This window comes from Corynebacterium sp. P4-C1, from assembly GCF_030503595.1.
In the GTDB taxonomy this organism is placed as follows: Bacteria; Actinomycetota; Actinomycetes; order Mycobacteriales; family Mycobacteriaceae; genus Corynebacterium.
The window spans coordinates 823,217-840,109 of sequence record NZ_CP129966.1 but is presented as its reverse complement, the minus strand read 5'-3'; the positions used below and the strand labels follow the sequence as shown (position 1 = coordinate 840,109).

Sequence of the window (16,893 nt, the reverse complement as noted above, 5' to 3'; positions counted from 1 at the left end):
GCCCAGGGGCTCAGGTAGTGGCCGGGTTATGCCCTATGCGATATGCGGTGTGCACTATGCGATGTCGAAAGCTGGGCGGCCGCGACCTGCGTTTTTAGCCATCGCATACTGTACATCGCATAGTGCATACCGTATTTCGGACGGAAAGAAGGGCCCCGGCTGGGGCCCTTCTTGGTTTTTGGGGTGGAGAAATGGGTGCGCGGGCTACCAGGTGGCGACGAAACGCATGAGCAGCTGCGCGATGGGGTCGGGGAAGGGTTTGCGCAGCCACTTGAGCAGGCGGTCGGTGAGACTGACGGCGTAGTGGGGGACCCACTTGCCCCACGGAGCGTTCTTGGTCAGGACGCGGACGGCTTCATCGGCGACGTCGCCAGGGGTGAGGTTCACTCCCATCGTCTTCACCGACTGCGCCTTCACGTTGGCCACCTGGGTGGCGGCCCAGAGGGGCATGAGGTCGTGGACGCGGATGTCGTCGTTACGCCATTCGACGCTGAGCGCTTCGGTGATGCCGTTGACGTAGAACTTCGTTGCGGAGTAGGTGGAGATTTCCGGCTGGCCGAAGATGGCAGAGGCGGAGCTCATGTTGATCAGCACCGCGCCCTTCGTGGCTTTCAGGTAGGGGTGCGCCGCTTGCGCACCGAAGGTGACGCCGAGGCAGTTAATGTCGACGAGCGCGCGGATCTTCTCCGGATCCTGGTCGACGAGCAGCCCGTCGATGATGATGCCGGCGTTGTTGAACAAGAAGTCGAGGCGGCCGCCGGTCTGAGAGGTGAATTCCGCCAAGGCTGCGTCCCAGCCGTCGCGGTCGGTGACGTCGAGGTGCCCGGTGATCAGCTGCCCCTCGGGGATCTCGCTGGTGCCCCAGGCGACCTCCTGGACGTCGTATACGCCGACGGTCCAGCCGAGGTTGAGCAGGCGCTGCGCGGTGGCTTTGCCGATGCCGCTGGCCCCGCCGGTGATGAATGCGGCGGGACGGGAAGCGGCGTCGGCGGCGAAGTCTGCGGGCTTCACATAGGGGGTCTCGTTGGTGTCTTCATGAAACGGTTTCGCAAATGGATTCCACATGAAAATAACTATATGGCCCGAAAGTGTATTGCGTGGCTCAAACCGCTTATCAAATGTGATTTGCGGCATAACGGATCTGGGGGTCTAGTTATCGCTCCATGTGCGCGTCTTCGCGAACATAGCTGCCACAGCGACGCCGATCACAAGCACACCAGCCGGAAGCAGAAGAGACACGCTCATGGCTTCGGCGAACGGCGCGTGGAGGAATTCGGGCAATGGACCGGTTTCGGAGTGTCCGCCCTCGCCACCGCCTCCGTCGCCGAGGCGCTGCGACAGCTGGGAGGACATCGCCGCAGCCACAGCGGCAGAGCCGATCACAGCTCCCACCTGCCGCACCGTGTTGTACACGCTCGAGCCCGCGCCAGCGAGCGACGGATCGAGGTTGCGCGTGGCGATCATCGACAGTGGCCCCCAGATCAGTGAGTTGCCGAGGCCGTAGAAGAGGCTGATGAACAGCATCCAATAGGGGCTGATCTGCGGGTCCGTGATGAAAGCCGAGGCGAAGATGCTCAACGACGTCACCGCCAAACCCGCAATAGCGAAAGGCTTCGGGTCGTGGGTGTTGGTCAGCTTGCCGACGAACCCGGACAGTGCTCCCGACACCAGCCCCGAGGGCAGGATGAGTAGTGCGGCCTGCGTGGGTGTGAATTCCTGCACGCGCTGGACATAGATCATCCACGGAATGGCGAAAGTGGACACTGCGAAACCGACGGTGGTGATCGCCGCCGAGGCGAGCGCGAAGTTCCGGTCCGCGAACAGGGATAGGGGGACGAGCGCATCGCGGGACGTGCGCGACTGCCAGCCGACGAAAGCCGCGATGAAGACGAGGCCGCCGATGATCAGGGCGATCGAGCGGGCATCCCAGTCGAAGTTGGATCCTTCCTGGATACCGAAGATGAGGCAGAACATGCCCACAGCGGACAGAGCCACCCCGAGCCAGTCGAGCCGGCGTGCGGTGAGTTCAAGGACCGGAACATTCTTCCACGCCACAAACAGTCCGATGATGCCGAAGGGAACGTTGACGATGAAGATCCACTCCCACCCGCCGAGGTCGAGGAGAACACCGCCGAGCAGTGGCCCAACGACTGTCGCCACACCGGCCACCGCGCCCCACACACCCATGGCGCTGCCGCGCTGGGCAGGTGAGAAGGTGCGGATCATCACCGACATGGTCTGCGGTGTCAGCATTGCGCCGCCGAGGCCCTGGAAAGCGCGCGCGGCGATGAGTATGCCCACCGAACCCGCGACACCGCAGGCCAAGGAGGAGGCGGTGAACACCGCCAGGCCAAGAAGATACATCCGCCGGGGGCCGAACCTGTCACCCAGGCGGCCCGTGATCAGTAGCGGAACGGCATAGGCCAGAAGGTAGGCGCTGTTGACCCAGATCACGTCGTTGTAGCTGGCTTCGAGGCTTTCCGCGATCGCCGGGATCGCGACGGAAACGATGGTGGAATCCACCAGAATCATGAAGAAGCCGACCATCATCGACCAGAGAGCGGGCCACGGTGAGCCGTGACTGTCGTGCTCGGCGGCTTTCGCAGCGGCACTGTCGTCCTGCGTCATCGCATGCCCTCCCTATCCATAGCGGCCAACGACATTCATAGTGGCCAACAACGGAAATCTACTCGCATTTGCCTGCCGCGTCCACGTTCAATATTCCATTCCCCGGGCAGAAAGAAAGCCAGTCCCGCCCACGGCCTGTGGGAGGGACTGGCAGGGGAGCCGGCCGGAACCGGTGAAAACTAGATCTGGATGCCGAAGTCCTTCAGCACTGCGTTGATCTGGTCGCGGACTGGCGCGAACTGCGGCAGGAAGGCGACGGCGCCGGCGAGAGCGGCCAGCAGGCCAGCGATGCCCAGGCCGATCAGGATCGGCTTGGCGCTGGAGCCGTCGGAGCTGGAGGAGCTGTTGCCGTTGGATGCGTTGCCGCCGTCCTTGGCGTTGCCAGTGGTCGTCACCGGCTGGGTGACGTCGGTGCCCTTCTCCGTGGTGATGCGCAGGACCGCATCGCTCGGTGCGTCAGCAGGGACATTGAGCTTGACGGTCGCCTTACCGGCTTCGCCATAGCCCTTCTCGCCGAACGACGGGTCGATGGCGGAGGTGGCGGTGGCGAACTCCTTGCCTGCGGCATCCTCGAGCGCGACGGTGACCTTCTTGGCAGGGTCGCCTTCGGTGTAGATCAGGGAGGTCAGGTCGATGGTGTTCTCGGCACCCGCCTTCAGCGGCTGCTCGACCTTGACGCCCACACCAGCCTGGCCGCGCGGCTTGAGGTCCTTGTTGTTTTTCAGGTACTGGATGAACGCGTCGACGTCGACGAGACCGAGGTTCTGCGGCGCGGAGCCCTTCGTGAAGGCATCGAACTTGTCGCCGCCGCCGAGCAGGAAGGTGGAACCTGCGACAACGTAGTCCTTCTCTGCCTCCAACGGCTTACCGTCAACGGTGACGGACAGGATGTGGTTGCCCTGCTCAGCGTCCGGGTCGTAGGTGTAGGACACGTTGTTCGACAGGCCGAGGGACAGCACTGGACGGTCACCGCCCGGCTTCCACTGCTGCTCGAGGGCTTCCTTGAAGTCCTTGCCCTTGAGCGTGATGTAGGTGTTCTCGTTGCCGAACGGCTGGACGGAGAAGGCCTGCTGGTAGGTGATGTCGCCGGCGGGGAGATCGTCGCGGACACCACCGGCGTTCATCACGCCGATGTCGGCGGTGGTGTTGGAGTTCGCGTTGACGCTCCAGCGTGCGGCGTCAGCCAGGAGGTTGTTCAGGGAAGACTCAACGCCCCGGTTGGAACCGGAATCGGCGCCCTCGTCGGCGCCGCGGGCGAAGTCGGAGGTGGTCGTTGCGACGACCGTCTTGCCTGCCTCGGCTGCCTCTGCCTTGGCCGCATCCACGATGGTTTGAATCTCCGGGTATGTCTTGTCGGTGCAGCCCAGGACGGTGGCGTTGTCGACGATCTTGGCCTCGTCGACGGTGACCTTCTTGGTGGCGCGGTCGACGCTCAGGTCGACGTTGGCGAAGCCCTGGGAATACTGGCCGGCCTGGAGGACAACCGGAGTCGTGCGCCCGTCCGCGTTGATGTAGGTGTGCGTGTGGCCGAGGAACGCGATGTCGACGGCCTTGTCGAACTTGTCCGGGGTGATGTCGCCGGCGTGGACGAGAGCGACAACGACGTCGGCTTCCTTGTTGTCCTTGATCTGCTTCGCCAGCTTGTTGGTGGTCTCAACCGGGTTGTTCCAGGTGATGCCCTTGATGCCGTCCGGGCTGACCAGGTTCGGCATGTCGTCGGTGACGGTGCCGACGAACGCGACCTTCACGCCGTCGAGCTCCTCGACGTGGTACGGCTTCGTCCCCTTCACAGACTCCGCGTTAGCTGCGAGGTAAGGGAATTCAGCATCCGGAATGACGCGGTCGGAAAGATCGGCCGCGCCCTTGTCGAATTCGTGGTTGCCCACTGCGGAGACCTTCAGGCCCATCTCGTTGAGGACGTCGATGGTCGGGGCGTCGTCGAGAAGCATTGCCTCGAAGGGGGATGCGCCGATGTTGTCGCCGGAGGAGGTGAGAATGTGCGCGTCACCGAAGGATTCGCCTTCCTTGTCGATGGCGCACTTCAAGCGCTCGGCGCCCGGGACGGATGCCTCCGGTTTGCGGGAATCCTCGTTGTAAGCGAAACGGCCGTGGAAGTCGGTGATGTTCGAGATTGAGATCTTCGCGGTCGTCTCGTCGGCAGATGCGGACGGGGCGATGACGGGGGAGACGCTGGCGGCGCTGACGGACAGCGCTGTGATCGTGGCGCACAGCACGCGGTTACGCATCGTGGGAAACCTTTCCGGGGGGCGGTAGTGAAACGAATTACCGGCTGGAGAGCCGCGTTCAGCGCACGGTGCTGCGGTTGCCAGATTCCAACCAGGACATTTCAAAAACTAAGCCAGGCACATGGACCAGTTGTGACGGCGACATGTCCAGAGCGTGACCGCCAGATGAAAAGGGGGTGACGTCGATAAGCGAAAAGCCCAGCGCAAATGCTGGACTTTTTTGAAGACGGTGCGTTCTAGACGCCGTCGGTCTCCTGCGGGTCGCCGTCGGCATCCGCCTTGGTCTCGTGGCGGGTACCCGGGTTGTGCTCCGGCGGAGCGTAGATGGAGTACAGCTTCGCTTCGGTGTCGGACTCGTTGACGAAGTTGTGCCACTTGCCGGCCGGGACGAACGCTGCCCAGTCGGCGCCGATGACCTGGTCGACCTCGAGGTCGTCCTCGCTCGGGCCGATCTTAGCGTGGAGCTCGCCTGCCTCGAGGCGCAGGAACTGGTCGTGGCCGTCGTGGATCTCAGCGCCGATCTCGCCGCCTACCGGGATGGTCATGACGGTGAGCTGGAGGTTCTTGCCTGTCCACAGCGTGTCGCGGAACGCGCCGTTGTCCAGGGTGGCCTTCTCAATGTCGACGACGTACGGGTTCGGGCCGTGGTCGTTTCCGGTTTGTGCTGTCATTTTTCCTCCTCGACTAGGGGTTTGACACTTCCCAGTGTACCCGCCCCCTGTGCTGCCCGTGCCGTGCAATAACCCCGCTTAAGGGGAATTCGCGGAGTACAGTGACGGCATGAGCAGTGGTGAAAACGACTTTCCCGGATCCGAGGACATACCGGAACGAATAATTGCCAACGATGGGCGCCTGTCCCACTTCGTCGAGGCCAACGACCGTTGGGAGGAGATCCCGGAGCGGCTTGCCGAGGACTGGGATTCGATGAAAAAGCTCATCGCTTATTACGAATCCATCTGGCGCGACGACGTCCGAGATTTCCCCGAAGCCCAGTTCGGTGTGCTGTCGGAGGACGGCGTGTGGAACGAGATGGGGCGTTTTTACCAGTCCATGAAGGAAATCGCGGAGACCGCGACGCGCATCGTGCGCGAGTACGAGGCCGAGAACGACCCGGAGGTCGACCCCGGCACCGCGCCGACGGACGAGGAAACCGTCGATGAGGAACCCATCAACGAGGGCGACAGGCTTATCGACGAACCATAGCCGCGCTAGCGCTTTCGCCTAGTGCAGCGCGGTGGCCGCGTTGTCCGCGGCGTTCTCCATCGCTTCCGCGTCGCCGAGGCGGTGCATGGTCTCTTCCGACACCGCGGTCTCGTCGACGGCGACGCGCGCCGGCGTGATCGAATTCCAGTCGCGGGCGACGGTGTCGGAGATGCGCACTTCGATAGAGGCAGTCTCTTCGTTGAACATGGCGAGCACCCAGTGGTTCTCGATGTAGCGTAGGGGCATCTCGCCAGCTTGGACGTTATCGGACAGGATCGGGAGGAGGTCGTGGCCCCATGTGCCTTTCGACGGGTTGTAGAACTCCCACTGCTTGCGGTCCGCCATCTGCTCCTCGCGGCAACGGGAGAGGTAGACGGGGTCGTCGCGGTTGAATTCGGTGGACACTACGTAGATGTATCCGTCCGGGCCCTTCTCCCAGCTAATCAGGTTGCCCATGCTGTTCATGTAGCGGTAGGGAGTCCGCCCGACCGAGGTCCAGGTCTTGCCGTAGTCGGTGGACCTCCAGATCTGGGTTTCGCGCACATTGCCGATGCCCTCGTTCCACATGCCCTGCATGTAGAGCGTCCCGTCCAGGTTGATCACGTCGGACGGGATTAGTGTGCGGTTGTCGTAGTGCTGGTACGAAATCAGCTGGTCGGCAGTTTTGCCGTCGTTGAGCGGTCGGTTGAAGGTGATGCGTCCGTTCTCGTCGCGCTCGGCCACGAAGCCCACGGGGCTGAGCCACTTGCCTTCGCCGAAGTACCTGCCGGTGAGGATACGCCGAAGACGACCGCGAACGTCTCGTTCATCAACGGCACCATGATGCCCAGGTCGGCTGCGCCGAGCCTCAAATTGGGCTGGTGGTTGCCGAGCAGGTCGCCGACCATTTCCACAGCGAAGCCCTTGTTCGTGTTGTCCTCCGGCTTCGGCGTCTGCGGTTTCGGTTTCTGCTGCGGGGCGAACAAGGCGCCCAACTCGTTGATCAGGTTGCGGGAGCTGGTGGAGCTGCTCGAGCTGGAGGAACTCGTCGAACTTAGGGAGCTTTGCGCACCCGCGGGGGCGGGAGCGAGTGCGGTCGCGGCAATGGTGCCGGCGGCGATGGCTGAGAGGGCGCAACGGCGGAACGGACGCATAACGGAGCTCATTTCAAGACACGGGGAGGGAAAATGACTGAACCGCAACGGAACTCTTGCAAACCCGGGGCTAACCGTCGCGGCGGTGACGCCCGGTGTATTCCTGCGGGGCGTCGTCGTCTCTGCTGTGTTTCGGTCCGTTCGACTTGCGGCGTGCGCGACGGAGACGGACTTTCTCCACCTCGGTGAGATAGGTCTCGCTGGCTGCGGCATCGCCGTCGTCCGCGGATGGCGGGTTGAAGTCTACGAAGGCGGGGAAGTACTGGGTGGGCGCGTCCTCGGCAGGGTGGACGGGTGCGACGGTGCGGGCGCCTTCGCGGGGGTGGACGAAGTCCTCGGGATCGATGGCGGAGGGCAAGTCGACGGTGACGACGAGGGAGCCGTCAGCGAATTGGTAGACCTCCGCGGAAGGAATGTCTATTTCGGGTCCGGCCGGCAGGGGTAGCGGAGGCAGGGTACGCACGGGGAAGGACCCGGGTGTGCGGGTGACGTCGACGCTGATGGACCCCTCGACAGCCCAGGCGCGCGCTTTGACATCGGACCCCTGGGCGAACAGGGTGGCGAGTTTTTCGCGGACGGGCCCAGCCTGGGCGGGGTTCAGGGTGCCCAGAACGCGGCCGCCGCAGGTGACCACAACAGTGCGGCCGTGCAGGTGCAGGCCCACAAGCCACTGGCCGGGGGACATCAGCATGGTCTCGGCGGCGGTGAACTCACCATCGGCGACGTGGACGTAGACAGAATCTTCGCCGGGCAGGGTGCCGGGCAGAAGCAGAGCACCCGGCAGCAGGTTGTTGCGCGGAACGCACATGGCGGCGGGGGCGAGCTGCACGACGACGCGGTGGCTGGCGGTGGTGCGGTCGAAGGAGATGAAAGCCTGGGCAGTGGGAACCAGTCCGGCTTCGTGGAGGGTGTCCACACTGCGGTACGGGGCGCGGTCGGAAGCGCTGATCTCGCCGATGATTCCGCCGTGGGCAACGGGCCAGCGCACGCGCCATGCGCCGGTGAGCGGGTCGGGATCGAGCTCGACTGTCGTGTGCAGGGGCTCATCGGCAGCCGGGGTGCCGGCGTTCTCGAAAAGTGTCGCGGCGATGAGGCTGCCGACGCTGAGCTCGGTTCCGCCGCCGAGGGCGGACGGGGCGAGTGGGTAGCGGGGCAGCGGTTCCATGGGCCTCGACCTTAGCGCGGGTGCGTCCCCAGCCCGAGTCGCCACTCTGGGGCGCGCGCAAGGGAATGCGGACGGCGGCCTACCAGACGGCGGCTTAGCGGACGGCTTTGCGCACCAGCGAGACGATGCCGAGGACGGCGAAGCCGACGAGGAGGCCCGCCAAGGCGGAGCCGGCGGTGTCCACCAGCCAGCCGAGGGCGCCGCCGCCGACCGCCTCCGCCAGGTGCTCGAGAACGTCGTGCGGCCAGTGCCAACCGAAGACCTCGTGAAGGCCGCGGATGATCAGGTGGCCGCCGACCCAGAGCATGGCCACGGTGCCGACGATGCCGATGATCTTCAGCACGACCGGCATGCCGTTGACCAGGGCGCGCCCCAGACCCGGGGCTTTGTCGCGTTCGATCATGCCGAGCCCGATGTCGTCGATCTTGACCAGCAGCGCCACTGCGCCGTACACGGCGAGGGTGATGAAGATCGCGACTGCGACGAGCACCATGAACTCCACCATCAACGGCTGGTCGGCGACCTCGTCGAGGGAGATGATCATGATCTCCGCGGACAGGATGAGGTCGGTGCGCACCGCGCTTTTCACCAGGGCGTCTTCGCCCTGCTCGTCACGGTTGACCGCCTCTTCCTGCTGGTCCTTCTCGTTGTGGAGGAGCTTATCGGCGATTTTTTCCGCGCCCTCGAAGCACAGGTAAGTGCCGCCGACCATCAAGATGGGCACCAGCGCCCACGGGGCGAACGCGTTGAGCAGGAGGGCGATCGGGAGGATGATGAGCAGCTTGTTGCGCAGCGAGCCCTTCGTGATCTTCCAGATGATGGGCAGCTCGCGTGCGGGGGTCACGCCGGTGACGTACTGCGGCGTGACCGCGGCATCGTCGATCACGACACCGGCCGCCTTCGTCGATGTCTTCGCCGTCATGCCTGCGACATCATCCATGCTGGAGGCGGCGGTTTTGGCGATGAGGGCGACGTCGTCAAGCAAGGCGAGGAGACCGCCAGCCATACGCGGACCTTTCTGTTGGGGGGTGTTCAAACAACGAATACTAATCTGTCCGCGGCGTTTGGGTAGGGTGTGGTCCATGCCGAAAACCGTGACCTCGACCGCGCGCGTGCGACTCGACCGTCCCGCGCGGTACGGGAAGTTGCTGGCCAGCTATTTTGAGCAGCTTATCGACGCCACTTGGGACCCCGAGACCTCCAAAGGCACGTTCACCTTCCCCGCGGACCGCACCCTTCAAGCCCCTGGAAGCGGTTCTGCGACTTGTGACGTCATCGGCACCGAGGGGGTGCTCATGCTCAGCGTCGAAGGGGCGGAACCTGCCGTCGAGCGTGCGGAGCGCGAACTGGCGACCCGGCTGTTGCACCTCGCGCACGACCGAGATGTCGTCGTGGAATTCACCCGCGCTGACGGCTGCCGCGCACGTTTCACCCGCGAGGAGCTGACCAGCGCCTAGGGGGGCACCGGACGCTGTGGGCATCGGGGGCCTAGGATGCGGCCGGTGTGAGCTCCACCTCGTCCGCCCAGGTCAATTCGATGCCCTGGGCGCGCAGCCATTCCATCGCGTCGTCGTCGTGGCGGGTGATGCCCTCGACGGCGTTGAGTGTGGCGTCGATAGCTCTCTCCGCCTCCTCCGCCGTGATCAGGCCCGCGGACGTCGCGGCAGCGAGCTCGTCGATGTCGAGCACATCGATCGCCTCGCCCTGGACAGCGACGAGGTCGACGTAGAGGTCGCGGGTGCGCCACACATCGCCCTCGATGTCGATGTCGGCGATGTCGAAGTAGTAGTCCTGTTCCACATCCACGCCTTCGCGGAAGTGGAAGATATTCGCGCGCAGCTTCAGCTCCGGAAGCAGCCAGCTCTCCAGGTAGCCGAATTTCGGGTGGTTCGCGCCACGGGCCATGTACAAGCCGAAATCGGTGACTTTGAACGTGTCCACGTCCCTCAGGAAGCCCTTCGGGTCCGTGTTGGTCTTCGACGTGGTGTCGAATGTCTCCTGCTTCACCGGGTGCAGATCGGGTTGATCCGCGCGGTCCGCCTTCATGCCGTTCAGCTGCCGTCCGTGAATCTGCTCGTCCATAGTGGTCCGTGGTCCGTGGTTCGTGGTTGCCTGGTCTCTACTTCACCGTCACGCTCAGCGCCGTCGGGGCGAAACCGCAGCTGCGGCCGTCGGTCTTGACTGCCCCGGAGACCACCGCCAGCACCGGGCCGGAACCCGTGTCGGCGACGTTGGAGAGCGTTGCCGGTCCTGTTGGGTTAATCCCGTTGTTGCGCAGAGGCGTTACACCGGTGCGGAGAGTCGCCAGGTTGACCCAGTGGACATTCATGGCCCCTTGCTGGGGAGATGCCGGTTTTGTACCCAAAGCTGTGAACACGAAAGTGGCCTGACCGGCCTTGGGTGCAGGCACCGGGATGCGTGCCGGGCCGGGGACCGCGATCAGCGAGCCCGTCGAGTTCATGCCCGGCCCCATGCAGTTGGGGGAGATGGTCGGCCACAGGCCCTGGCGGAAAGCCGGGCCGCTTTCCGGCAGTCCAGGGCCGGCGTTGCCACCGCCGCCGCCGGTGAGGAACGCAAGTCCGGCCAAGAGCGCATCGCGCACCTGCGGAGGTGTGCCGGGGCGGTTGGCGAAGTCCGTGACAGCGCGCTGCACTTGCGGCGTTGGGCGCCCGAGTGAGTCGACGACATTCGAGGATCCGCCGGCGAGCGCCGCGAGGGAAGTAGGGGCCGGTGCCGGCGCAGCCTGGGCAGGCGCGGGGGCGGCGGTGGCACCCACGGCGCCCACGGCTCCCGCTACGAGCGCGGCGGACAGAGTCGCGGAGGCGAAGGCGGTGCGGAGGGGTGTCGCTAACTTCAAGGATTCGATCCTTCGTCGGGGAAAATAAAGCGATAACAATTACAACTCCTGCAACTTTAGTTACGCTGGTCACTTTTGCAACAGCTGTCCAGGGGATAACTGGTTTTCGGCGTGTGGTCAAGGCGCGATTCTGGACGGGACATGAGAATTTTCGCGCGCGTGTACCTTCGGTATCGCACGCAAAGCCCTACCGGAGTAGGGTTTAACCGTTCAACTGCCGTGTGCAGTACGCCTATGCAAAGGAGCAGACGAAGAAGTGTCGCACCCTGAGTTCCGTAACGTCGCCATCGTCGCCCACGTCGACCACGGCAAGACCACTCTCGTCAACGGCATGCTGGAGCAGTCCGGCGCGTTCGGCGACCACGGCGAGGTTGCAGACCGCGTCATGGATTCCGGAGACCTCGAGTCCGAGCGCGGAATCACCATTTTGGCGAAGAACACCTCCATCCGCCGCAAGGGCGCGGGCAAGGACGGCCGCGACCTCGTCATCAACGTCATCGACACCCCGGGCCACGCAGACTTCGGCGGCGAGGTCGAGCGTGGCCTGTCCATGGTCGACGGCGTCGTCCTGCTTATCGACGCCTCCGAGGGCCCCCTCCCGCAGACCCGCTTTGTTCTGGGCAAGGCACTCGAAGCGAAGAAGCCCGTCATCATTTGCGTGAACAAGACCGACCGCCCGGACGCGCGAATCGACGAAGTCGTCGACGAGGCTCAGGACCTCCTCCTGGAGCTCGGCGCCTCCCTCGAGGACCCCGAGGCCGCCGAGGCCGCCGAGAACCTGCTCGAGCTGCCCGTCCTCTACGCTTCCGGCCGCGCCGGCCGCGCCTCCTTCGACAACCCGGGCAACGGCCAGCTTCCGGACAACGAGGATCTGCAGCCGCTTTTCGACGTCATCTACGACGTCCTGCCCGAGCCCTCCGCTGACATCGACGCTCCGTTCCAGGCGCAGGTGACCAACCTCGACTCCTCCTCCTTCCTCGGCCGCATCGCCCTGATCCGCGTCTACCGCGGCTCCGTGAAGAAGGGCGACACTGTCGCCTGGGTCCACTATGACTCCGAGGGCGAACAGCACGTCAAGAACGTCAAGATCGCCGAGCTGCTGGTCACCGAGGGCCTTGAACGCGTCCCCGCCCAGGGCGACGTCATCGCCGGCGACATCGCAGCCGTGTCCGGCATCGACGAGATCATGATCGGCGACACCCTCTGCAACCCGGAGAAGGTCGAGCCGCGCCCGCGCATCAAGGTCGACGACCCGGCGATCTCCATGACCATCGGTGTGAACACCTCCCCGATGGCCGGCCGCGGTGGCGGCGACAAGCTCACCGCCCGCCTGATCAAGGCCCGCCTCGACCAGGAGCTCATCGGTAACGTGTCCATCAAGGTGCTGCCGACCGACCGCCCGGATGCCTGGGAAGTCCAGGGCCGCGGCGAGATGGCCCTGACCGTTTTGATCGAGACGATGCGCCGCGAAGGCTTCGAGCTCACCGTGGGCAAGCCGCAGGTGGTCACCAAGGAGATCGACGGCAAGACCTACGAGCCTTATGACCACATGGTCATCGACACCCCGGCCGAGCACCAGGGCGCCGTCACCCAGCTGATGGCCAACCGCAAGGGCCAGATGACCGCGATGGGCAACGCAGGTTCCGGCGACTGGGTCCGCATGGAATTCGACGTCCCTTCCCGTGGCCTCATCGGCTTCCGCACGACCTTCCTGACCGAGACCCGTGGTGCCGGCATCGCCAACTCGTACTCCATCGAGCACCGCCCCTGGGCAGGCGAGATCAAGGGCCGCCCGACCGGCTCCCTCGTTGCCGACCGTTCCGGCCAGGTCACCTCCTACGCACTGATGCAGCTCGCGGACCGTGGCGAGTTCTTCGTCGAGCCCGGCGCGGAGACCTACGAAGGCATGGTCGTCGGTGCGAACAGTCGCGACGAGGACATGGACATCAACATCACCAAGGAGAAGAAGCTGACCAACATGCGTGCCGCTTCCGCGGACACGACGGTCACGCTGGCCAAGGCGAAGTCCCTGTCCCTCGACGAGGCAATCGAGTTCTGCGACGACGACGAGTGCGTCGAGGTCACCCCGGAGGTCATGCGTGTTCGTAAGGTCATCCTCAACGCGACCGAGCGCGGCCGCGCACGTTCCCGCGCGAAGCAGATGAACAAGTAGTGCCGGGCTACTGCGGCAGGCTTTCCGGGCCGATGCAGTAGCATTGACCCTCATGCGCACCCCCAGTTGCAGAGCTACAGCGGCGAGGATTCTCGCCCCGGTTCTCGCGCTGGGGGTGTTGTCGTCGTGCTCTGCGAACCCGGGTCCGCCACCGATCGTGGAGGAGACAGAGGCGACTGAGACGTCCACCACCACGGCCCAGCCGGCGGCGCGTACGAAGGCTAATGTGGGCGTGCAGCCCCTGCGCAACGGGTTGAACCCGCACCTAGTTGCGGATGAGCTCTCCACGGTGCGCGACGTCGCCGAGCTCACGTTGCCGAGCGCGTTCGGCGCCGGTGGCATGAACGAGGACTTGCTCGTGTCCGCTGATGTCGTCGACAACGCCGGGGACGCCGCGGAGCCCGACGCCCCCGCGATGACCGTGCGCTACGTCATCGACCCGGCCGCGCAGTGGTCCGATGGCAGCCCGGTCACGGGGGCGGATTTCGTGTACCTGTGGCGCGGGATGACCTCCACGCCGGGGGTCGTCGACCCGGCGGGCTACCGGGCGATCCGCGATGTGCGCGTGAGCGGCGCGGGAGGCAAGACAGTCGACGTGCTTTTCGACGAGCCTGTTACCTCCTGGCACGACCTCTTCAATTACCTCCTCCCGTCGCATTTGCTGGATTCCCGTGCGGAGGATTTCGCCACCGCGCTCGCCGACACGATTCCGGCGTCCGCCGGGCATTACATGGTGGACAAAGTCGACCGGGGCGCCGGCGTGATCGCGCTGAAGCGCAACGACCGGTTTTGGGCTCCGGACCCGGCGAATATCGACCTGCTCACGCTCAATTTCGTCCGGCCGACGGAACTTGCCGCGGACCGCCTGCGCTCCGGCCAACTCGCCTTCGTCGACCACGTGCCGGGGGAGACGTCGTGGGATGCGTACTCGCTGATTCCCGGCGCGCAGCTGCGCCTCGAGGAAGGTCCGCGCGAGCTCGGTGTGACCATGTCTGTGGATTCGCCGATCCTGGGCTCCAAAGATGCGCGTCGGGAGCTTGCATCGCTTATCGACGTCCCCCTCATCTCCCGCATCGCCGCCGGCCGCACGAGGGACCTCGCCGCAGCCGACTCCACCCAGCCCTTGGACGGAGAGCCGGAGGCCCTGCGCAAAGCCGCGGCCGAGTCGGGCCCGCTGCGCATCGCCGCCGACCCACGCGACAGCCAAGCCATGCCAGCTGCACGCGCTGTGGCCGACCTCCTCGTGGGCAAGGGCATCGACGCTGAGGCGGTGGCTCTGGATGCCACCGAGACCGCTTCCCGCCTGCGCGCCGGCACGGTGGATGCTGTGGTTGGATGGTCCATCGACGGCGGTGCCGCCATGTGGGCGAGCAGGATCCAGTGCCCGCAGGAGGACACTGATTTCGCGGCGGGTAACCTGAGCGGCCTTTGTCTCCCGTCGACACGCGGCATGGCCGCCAATATTCTCTCCGGGCGCATCCCAGCAACCGAAGCGCGCGACACCGTCTCCGACACGCTCCGCCGCGAGGCTGTCTGGGTGCCCGTGCTTTCCGAGCGGCGCATCATGGTCCTCGGCACCGGCATCACCGGCCCGGACCCCGACCTCCAGAAATGGAACAGCGGTGTAGCCGGTGCCGCCCAGTGGACCGCCGAACGCACCCCTGAAGAGACTGAAGAGCCCGCCACAGAGACAGACAAAGACAGCGACACCACTGAAGACCGTGACGGTGACCGTGCACGCAAGCGCAATGAGACCGAGGAGGACCGCCCCGCAAATGACCGCAGCGAAGACCAGCCAGACTCCGGTACCGAATCCAGCACCGAATCCGGCGACGGACAGTGACATGACCCGCCCGCGACGCCCCGAGCGCGACCTCGTCGGTCTGCGCGTCGTCGCGGTCCACGCGCACCCGGACGACGAGTCCATCTCCACCGGCGGCGCGCTCGCACACCTGGCCCGCCGGGGCGCAGATGTCCTCGTGGTCACCTGCACCCTCGGCGAGGAGGGGGAAGTGATCGGGGAGACCTACCAGGGGCTCGTCAACGACGAGGCGGACCAGCTCGGCGGGTTCCGCATCCACGAGCTCACCCGGGCCCTGCACATCCTCGGTGTGCGCGGCGAATTCCTCGGCGGCGCCGGAACATACCGCGACTCCGGCATGGCGGGCTCACCCGCGAGCCGCAACCCTCGCGCCTTCGTGAACTCCGGCGACCGCGCTGTGAACGACCTCGCCGCCATTTTCTGCCGCGAAGCTCCGCAGCTCGTGCTCACCTACGACGAGAACGGGGGCTACGGCCACCCGGACCACATCCGCGCCCACGAGATCACGCACCTTGCCGCCGAGCAGGTCGACATTCCCCGCATCCTCTGGGCCGCGCGCCTGCGCGAAGAACTCGAGGCCAACATCGCCGACGACATCCCCGCCGGCTGGACGCGCCCCGCGCCGGGTCAGCTCGACGCCGTCGACGTCACCGACACATGGGTCGAGATGAACGACGTCGAATACGCCGCCAAGACCGAGGCTATGAAAGCGCACGCAACGCAGATCTGGATCGCCGACGGTTCCCTCACCCACACCAACCCCCATTCCGCCACCGCCCGCGGCTCAGTGACCACCTACGCCTTGTCCAACCTCATCGCGCAGCCCATCCTCCGCCGTGAGCACTACCTCCTCGGCGCAGGACTGCCTTTGGAGCACGGCGCCGACATCGCCAGCGGACTGCCGCTGTGACAACCCCGCAGCCCCACTCCCGCCGCCCCGTCACCCGGACGCAGTTCCGACCCGGGGAAGCCCGCACCGGCCTCACATGGTTGAGCGCGGGGGCGGGGATGGCGGGGCTGGTGGAGGTGGCGTCGATAAGCAGTGCCTACGGTGTTCCCTCGATCCTCGCCGCGGCGGGCCTCGGGGCGGTATTCACGCGCACCGCACTGCTCTGGGTGGGCAAACACACACTCCGCGCGCTCGTGCCGCTCATTGCGTGGCTGTGCGTGTTCGTGCTGCTCGCTCTCGGACCCGAAGTGACCGCCACGCTTATCGACGAACATAAGATTCGCAGCGCAATCCTGCTCGCCGCCGCATGTGGTGGGGGCGTGTGGCCCATCGTGGCGCGGAAGTGACATACTGATGTGAGAATTTTCGTCATAAGGAGTGACAGGAGTCCATGACCTACATCATCGCTGAGCCATGCGTCGACATTCTGGACCGCGCCTGCGTAGAAGAATGCCCGGTCGACTGCATCTACGAGGGCAAGCGCATGCTCTACATCCACCCCGACGAGTGCGTGGACTGCGGCGCTTGCGAGCCCGCATGCCCGGTCGAGGCGATCTTCTACGAAGATGACCTGCCGGAAGAGTGGAACGACTACTACGACGCCAACGTCGCCTTCTTCGAGGAAATCGGCTCGCCGGGCGGCGCCGCCGCTGAAGGCCCCTACGACTTCGACCACCCGTTCGTGGCCGCGCTGCCACCCATGAACCAGGAGTAGGG

General features: G+C 65.2%; 17 protein-coding genes. 7 read left to right on the top strand and 10 right to left on the bottom strand.

The features are described from left to right. Positions 1-204: 204 nt before the first annotated feature. From QYR03_RS03905 to QYR03_RS03890, 4 genes are all read right to left on the bottom strand, one after another. Positions 205-1,065, bottom strand: a complete 861-nt coding sequence (locus QYR03_RS03905) for an SDR family oxidoreductase (RefSeq protein ID WP_301713014.1) — start codon at positions 1,063-1,065, stop codon at positions 205-207. Between the two features lie 84 nt (positions 1,066-1,149). Further along, positions 1,150-2,628, bottom strand: a complete 1,479-nt coding sequence (locus tag QYR03_RS03900; protein WP_259851334.1) for a DHA2 family efflux MFS transporter permease subunit — start codon at positions 2,626-2,628, stop codon at positions 1,150-1,152. A gap of 179 nt (positions 2,629-2,807) precedes the next feature. Next, on the bottom strand, positions 2,808-4,874 hold the full coding sequence (locus QYR03_RS03895) for a bifunctional UDP-sugar hydrolase/5'-nucleotidase (RefSeq protein ID WP_301713015.1): 2,067 nt from the start codon (positions 4,872-4,874) through the stop codon (positions 2,808-2,810). A gap of 236 nt (positions 4,875-5,110) precedes the next feature. Then, positions 5,111-5,545, bottom strand: a complete 435-nt coding sequence (locus QYR03_RS03890) for a cupin domain-containing protein (RefSeq protein WP_301713016.1) — start codon at positions 5,543-5,545, stop codon at positions 5,111-5,113. 109 nt (positions 5,546-5,654) lie between these two features. On the opposite strand from QYR03_RS03890, the gene QYR03_RS03885 reads away from it, so the two are divergent. Then, positions 5,655-6,077: a DUF4298 domain-containing protein gene (locus QYR03_RS03885; protein ID WP_259851337.1), complete on the top strand. Its 423-nt coding sequence runs from the start codon at positions 5,655-5,657 to the stop codon at positions 6,075-6,077. A gap of 18 nt (positions 6,078-6,095) precedes the next feature. Here QYR03_RS03885 and QYR03_RS03880 read toward each other — a convergent pair whose 3' ends face one another. From QYR03_RS03880 to QYR03_RS03865, 4 genes are all read right to left on the bottom strand, one after another. After that, positions 6,096-6,809, bottom strand: a complete 714-nt coding sequence (locus QYR03_RS03880; protein WP_301713017.1) for a DUF4185 domain-containing protein — start codon at positions 6,807-6,809, stop codon at positions 6,096-6,098. After that, a complete protein-coding gene (locus tag QYR03_RS03875) occupies positions 6,725-7,210 on the bottom strand; it encodes a hypothetical protein (protein WP_259851339.1) in 486 nt (161 codons plus the stop codon). The genes QYR03_RS03880 and QYR03_RS03875 overlap by 85 nt, the downstream gene beginning before the upstream one ends. Positions 7,211-7,280: 70 nt before the next feature. Beyond that, positions 7,281-8,375 carry a hypothetical protein gene (locus tag QYR03_RS03870; RefSeq protein ID WP_301713018.1) on the bottom strand — a complete coding sequence of 365 codons (1,095 nt, stop codon included), beginning with the start codon at positions 8,373-8,375 and terminating at the stop codon, positions 7,281-7,283. A 94-nt stretch (positions 8,376-8,469) separates the two neighbouring features. Beyond that, entirely contained in the window at positions 8,470-9,381 is a 912-nt protein-coding gene (locus QYR03_RS03865) for a DUF808 domain-containing protein (RefSeq protein ID WP_259851340.1), read from the bottom strand. Between the two features lie 76 nt (positions 9,382-9,457). Here QYR03_RS03865 and QYR03_RS03860 point away from each other — a divergent pair, with 76 nt between their 5' ends. Next, positions 9,458-9,832, top strand: coding sequence for a DUF2218 domain-containing protein (locus QYR03_RS03860; RefSeq protein ID WP_259851341.1), 375 nt, complete (start codon positions 9,458-9,460; stop codon positions 9,830-9,832). Between the two features lie 31 nt (positions 9,833-9,863). Here QYR03_RS03860 and QYR03_RS03855 read toward each other — a convergent pair whose 3' ends face one another. Next, positions 9,864-10,421 carry a DUF402 domain-containing protein gene (locus QYR03_RS03855; protein WP_259851397.1) on the bottom strand — a complete coding sequence of 186 codons (558 nt, stop codon included), beginning with the start codon at positions 10,419-10,421 and terminating at the stop codon, positions 9,864-9,866. Between the two features lie 73 nt (positions 10,422-10,494). Beyond that, on the bottom strand, positions 10,495-11,232 hold the full coding sequence (locus tag QYR03_RS03850; protein ID WP_301713019.1) for a hypothetical protein: 738 nt from the start codon (positions 11,230-11,232) through the stop codon (positions 10,495-10,497). A 256-nt stretch (positions 11,233-11,488) separates the two neighbouring features. Here QYR03_RS03850 and typA point away from each other — a divergent pair, with 256 nt between their 5' ends. The 5 genes from typA to fdxA are packed head-to-tail and all read left to right on the top strand — an operon-like array spanning position 11,489 to position 16,891. Beyond that, positions 11,489-13,405, top strand: coding sequence for a translational GTPase TypA (typA, locus tag QYR03_RS03845; protein ID WP_301713020.1), 1,917 nt, complete (start codon positions 11,489-11,491; stop codon positions 13,403-13,405). 52 nt (positions 13,406-13,457) lie between these two features. Then, complete coding sequence (locus tag QYR03_RS03840) at positions 13,458-15,248, top strand: ABC transporter family substrate-binding protein (RefSeq protein ID WP_301713021.1); 1,791 nt, start codon at positions 13,458-13,460, stop codon at positions 15,246-15,248. Position 15,249: 1 nt separating this feature from the next. Then, on the top strand, positions 15,250-16,137 hold the full coding sequence (mshB, locus tag QYR03_RS03835; RefSeq protein ID WP_301713022.1) for an N-acetyl-1-D-myo-inositol-2-amino-2-deoxy-alpha-D-glucopyranoside deacetylase: 888 nt from the start codon (positions 15,250-15,252) through the stop codon (positions 16,135-16,137). Beyond that, positions 16,134-16,523 carry a hypothetical protein gene (locus QYR03_RS03830; RefSeq protein ID WP_259851346.1) on the top strand — a complete coding sequence of 130 codons (390 nt, stop codon included), beginning with the start codon at positions 16,134-16,136 and terminating at the stop codon, positions 16,521-16,523. The genes mshB and QYR03_RS03830 overlap by 4 nt, the downstream gene beginning before the upstream one ends. Positions 16,524-16,567: 44 nt before the next feature. Next, positions 16,568-16,891, top strand: a complete 324-nt coding sequence (fdxA, locus tag QYR03_RS03825) for a ferredoxin (protein ID WP_301713023.1) — start codon at positions 16,568-16,570, stop codon at positions 16,889-16,891. The last annotated feature ends 2 nt before the right edge of the window (positions 16,892-16,893 follow it).

What these genes read in the sequence shown, in the direction of transcription:
- QYR03_RS03895 (WP_301713015.1), bottom strand. Translation starts at nt 4,874, where the DNA reads ATGCGTAACCGCGTGCTGTGCGCCACGATCACAGCGCTGTCCGTCAGC.
- QYR03_RS03885 (WP_259851337.1), top strand. Translation starts at nt 5,655, where the DNA reads ATGAGCAGTGGTGAAAACGACTTTCCCGGATCCGAGGACATACCGGAA.
- QYR03_RS03860 (WP_259851341.1), top strand. Translation starts at nt 9,458, where the DNA reads ATGCCGAAAACCGTGACCTCGACCGCGCGCGTGCGACTCGACCGTCCC.
- QYR03_RS03870 (WP_301713018.1), bottom strand. Translation starts at nt 8,375, where the DNA reads ATGGAACCGCTGCCCCGCTACCCACTCGCCCCGTCCGCCCTCGGCGGC.
- QYR03_RS03900 (WP_259851334.1), bottom strand. Translation starts at nt 2,628, where the DNA reads ATGACGCAGGACGACAGTGCCGCTGCGAAAGCCGCCGAGCACGACAGT.
- QYR03_RS03840 (WP_301713021.1), top strand. Translation starts at nt 13,458, where the DNA reads ATGCGCACCCCCAGTTGCAGAGCTACAGCGGCGAGGATTCTCGCCCCG.
- QYR03_RS03890 (WP_301713016.1), bottom strand. Translation starts at nt 5,545, where the DNA reads ATGACAGCACAAACCGGAAACGACCACGGCCCGAACCCGTACGTCGTC.
- mshB (WP_301713022.1), top strand. Translation starts at nt 15,250, where the DNA reads ATGACCCGCCCGCGACGCCCCGAGCGCGACCTCGTCGGTCTGCGCGTC.
- QYR03_RS03905 (WP_301713014.1), bottom strand. Translation starts at nt 1,065, where the DNA reads ATGTGGAATCCATTTGCGAAACCGTTTCATGAAGACACCAACGAGACC.
- QYR03_RS03865 (WP_259851340.1), bottom strand. Translation starts at nt 9,381, where the DNA reads ATGGCTGGCGGTCTCCTCGCCTTGCTTGACGACGTCGCCCTCATCGCC.
- QYR03_RS03875 (WP_259851339.1), bottom strand. Translation starts at nt 7,210, where the DNA reads ATGCGTCCGTTCCGCCGTTGCGCCCTCTCAGCCATCGCCGCCGGCACC.
- QYR03_RS03855 (WP_259851397.1), bottom strand. Translation starts at nt 10,421, where the DNA reads ATGAAGGCGGACCGCGCGGATCAACCCGATCTGCACCCGGTGAAGCAG.
- fdxA (WP_301713023.1), top strand. Translation starts at nt 16,568, where the DNA reads ATGACCTACATCATCGCTGAGCCATGCGTCGACATTCTGGACCGCGCC.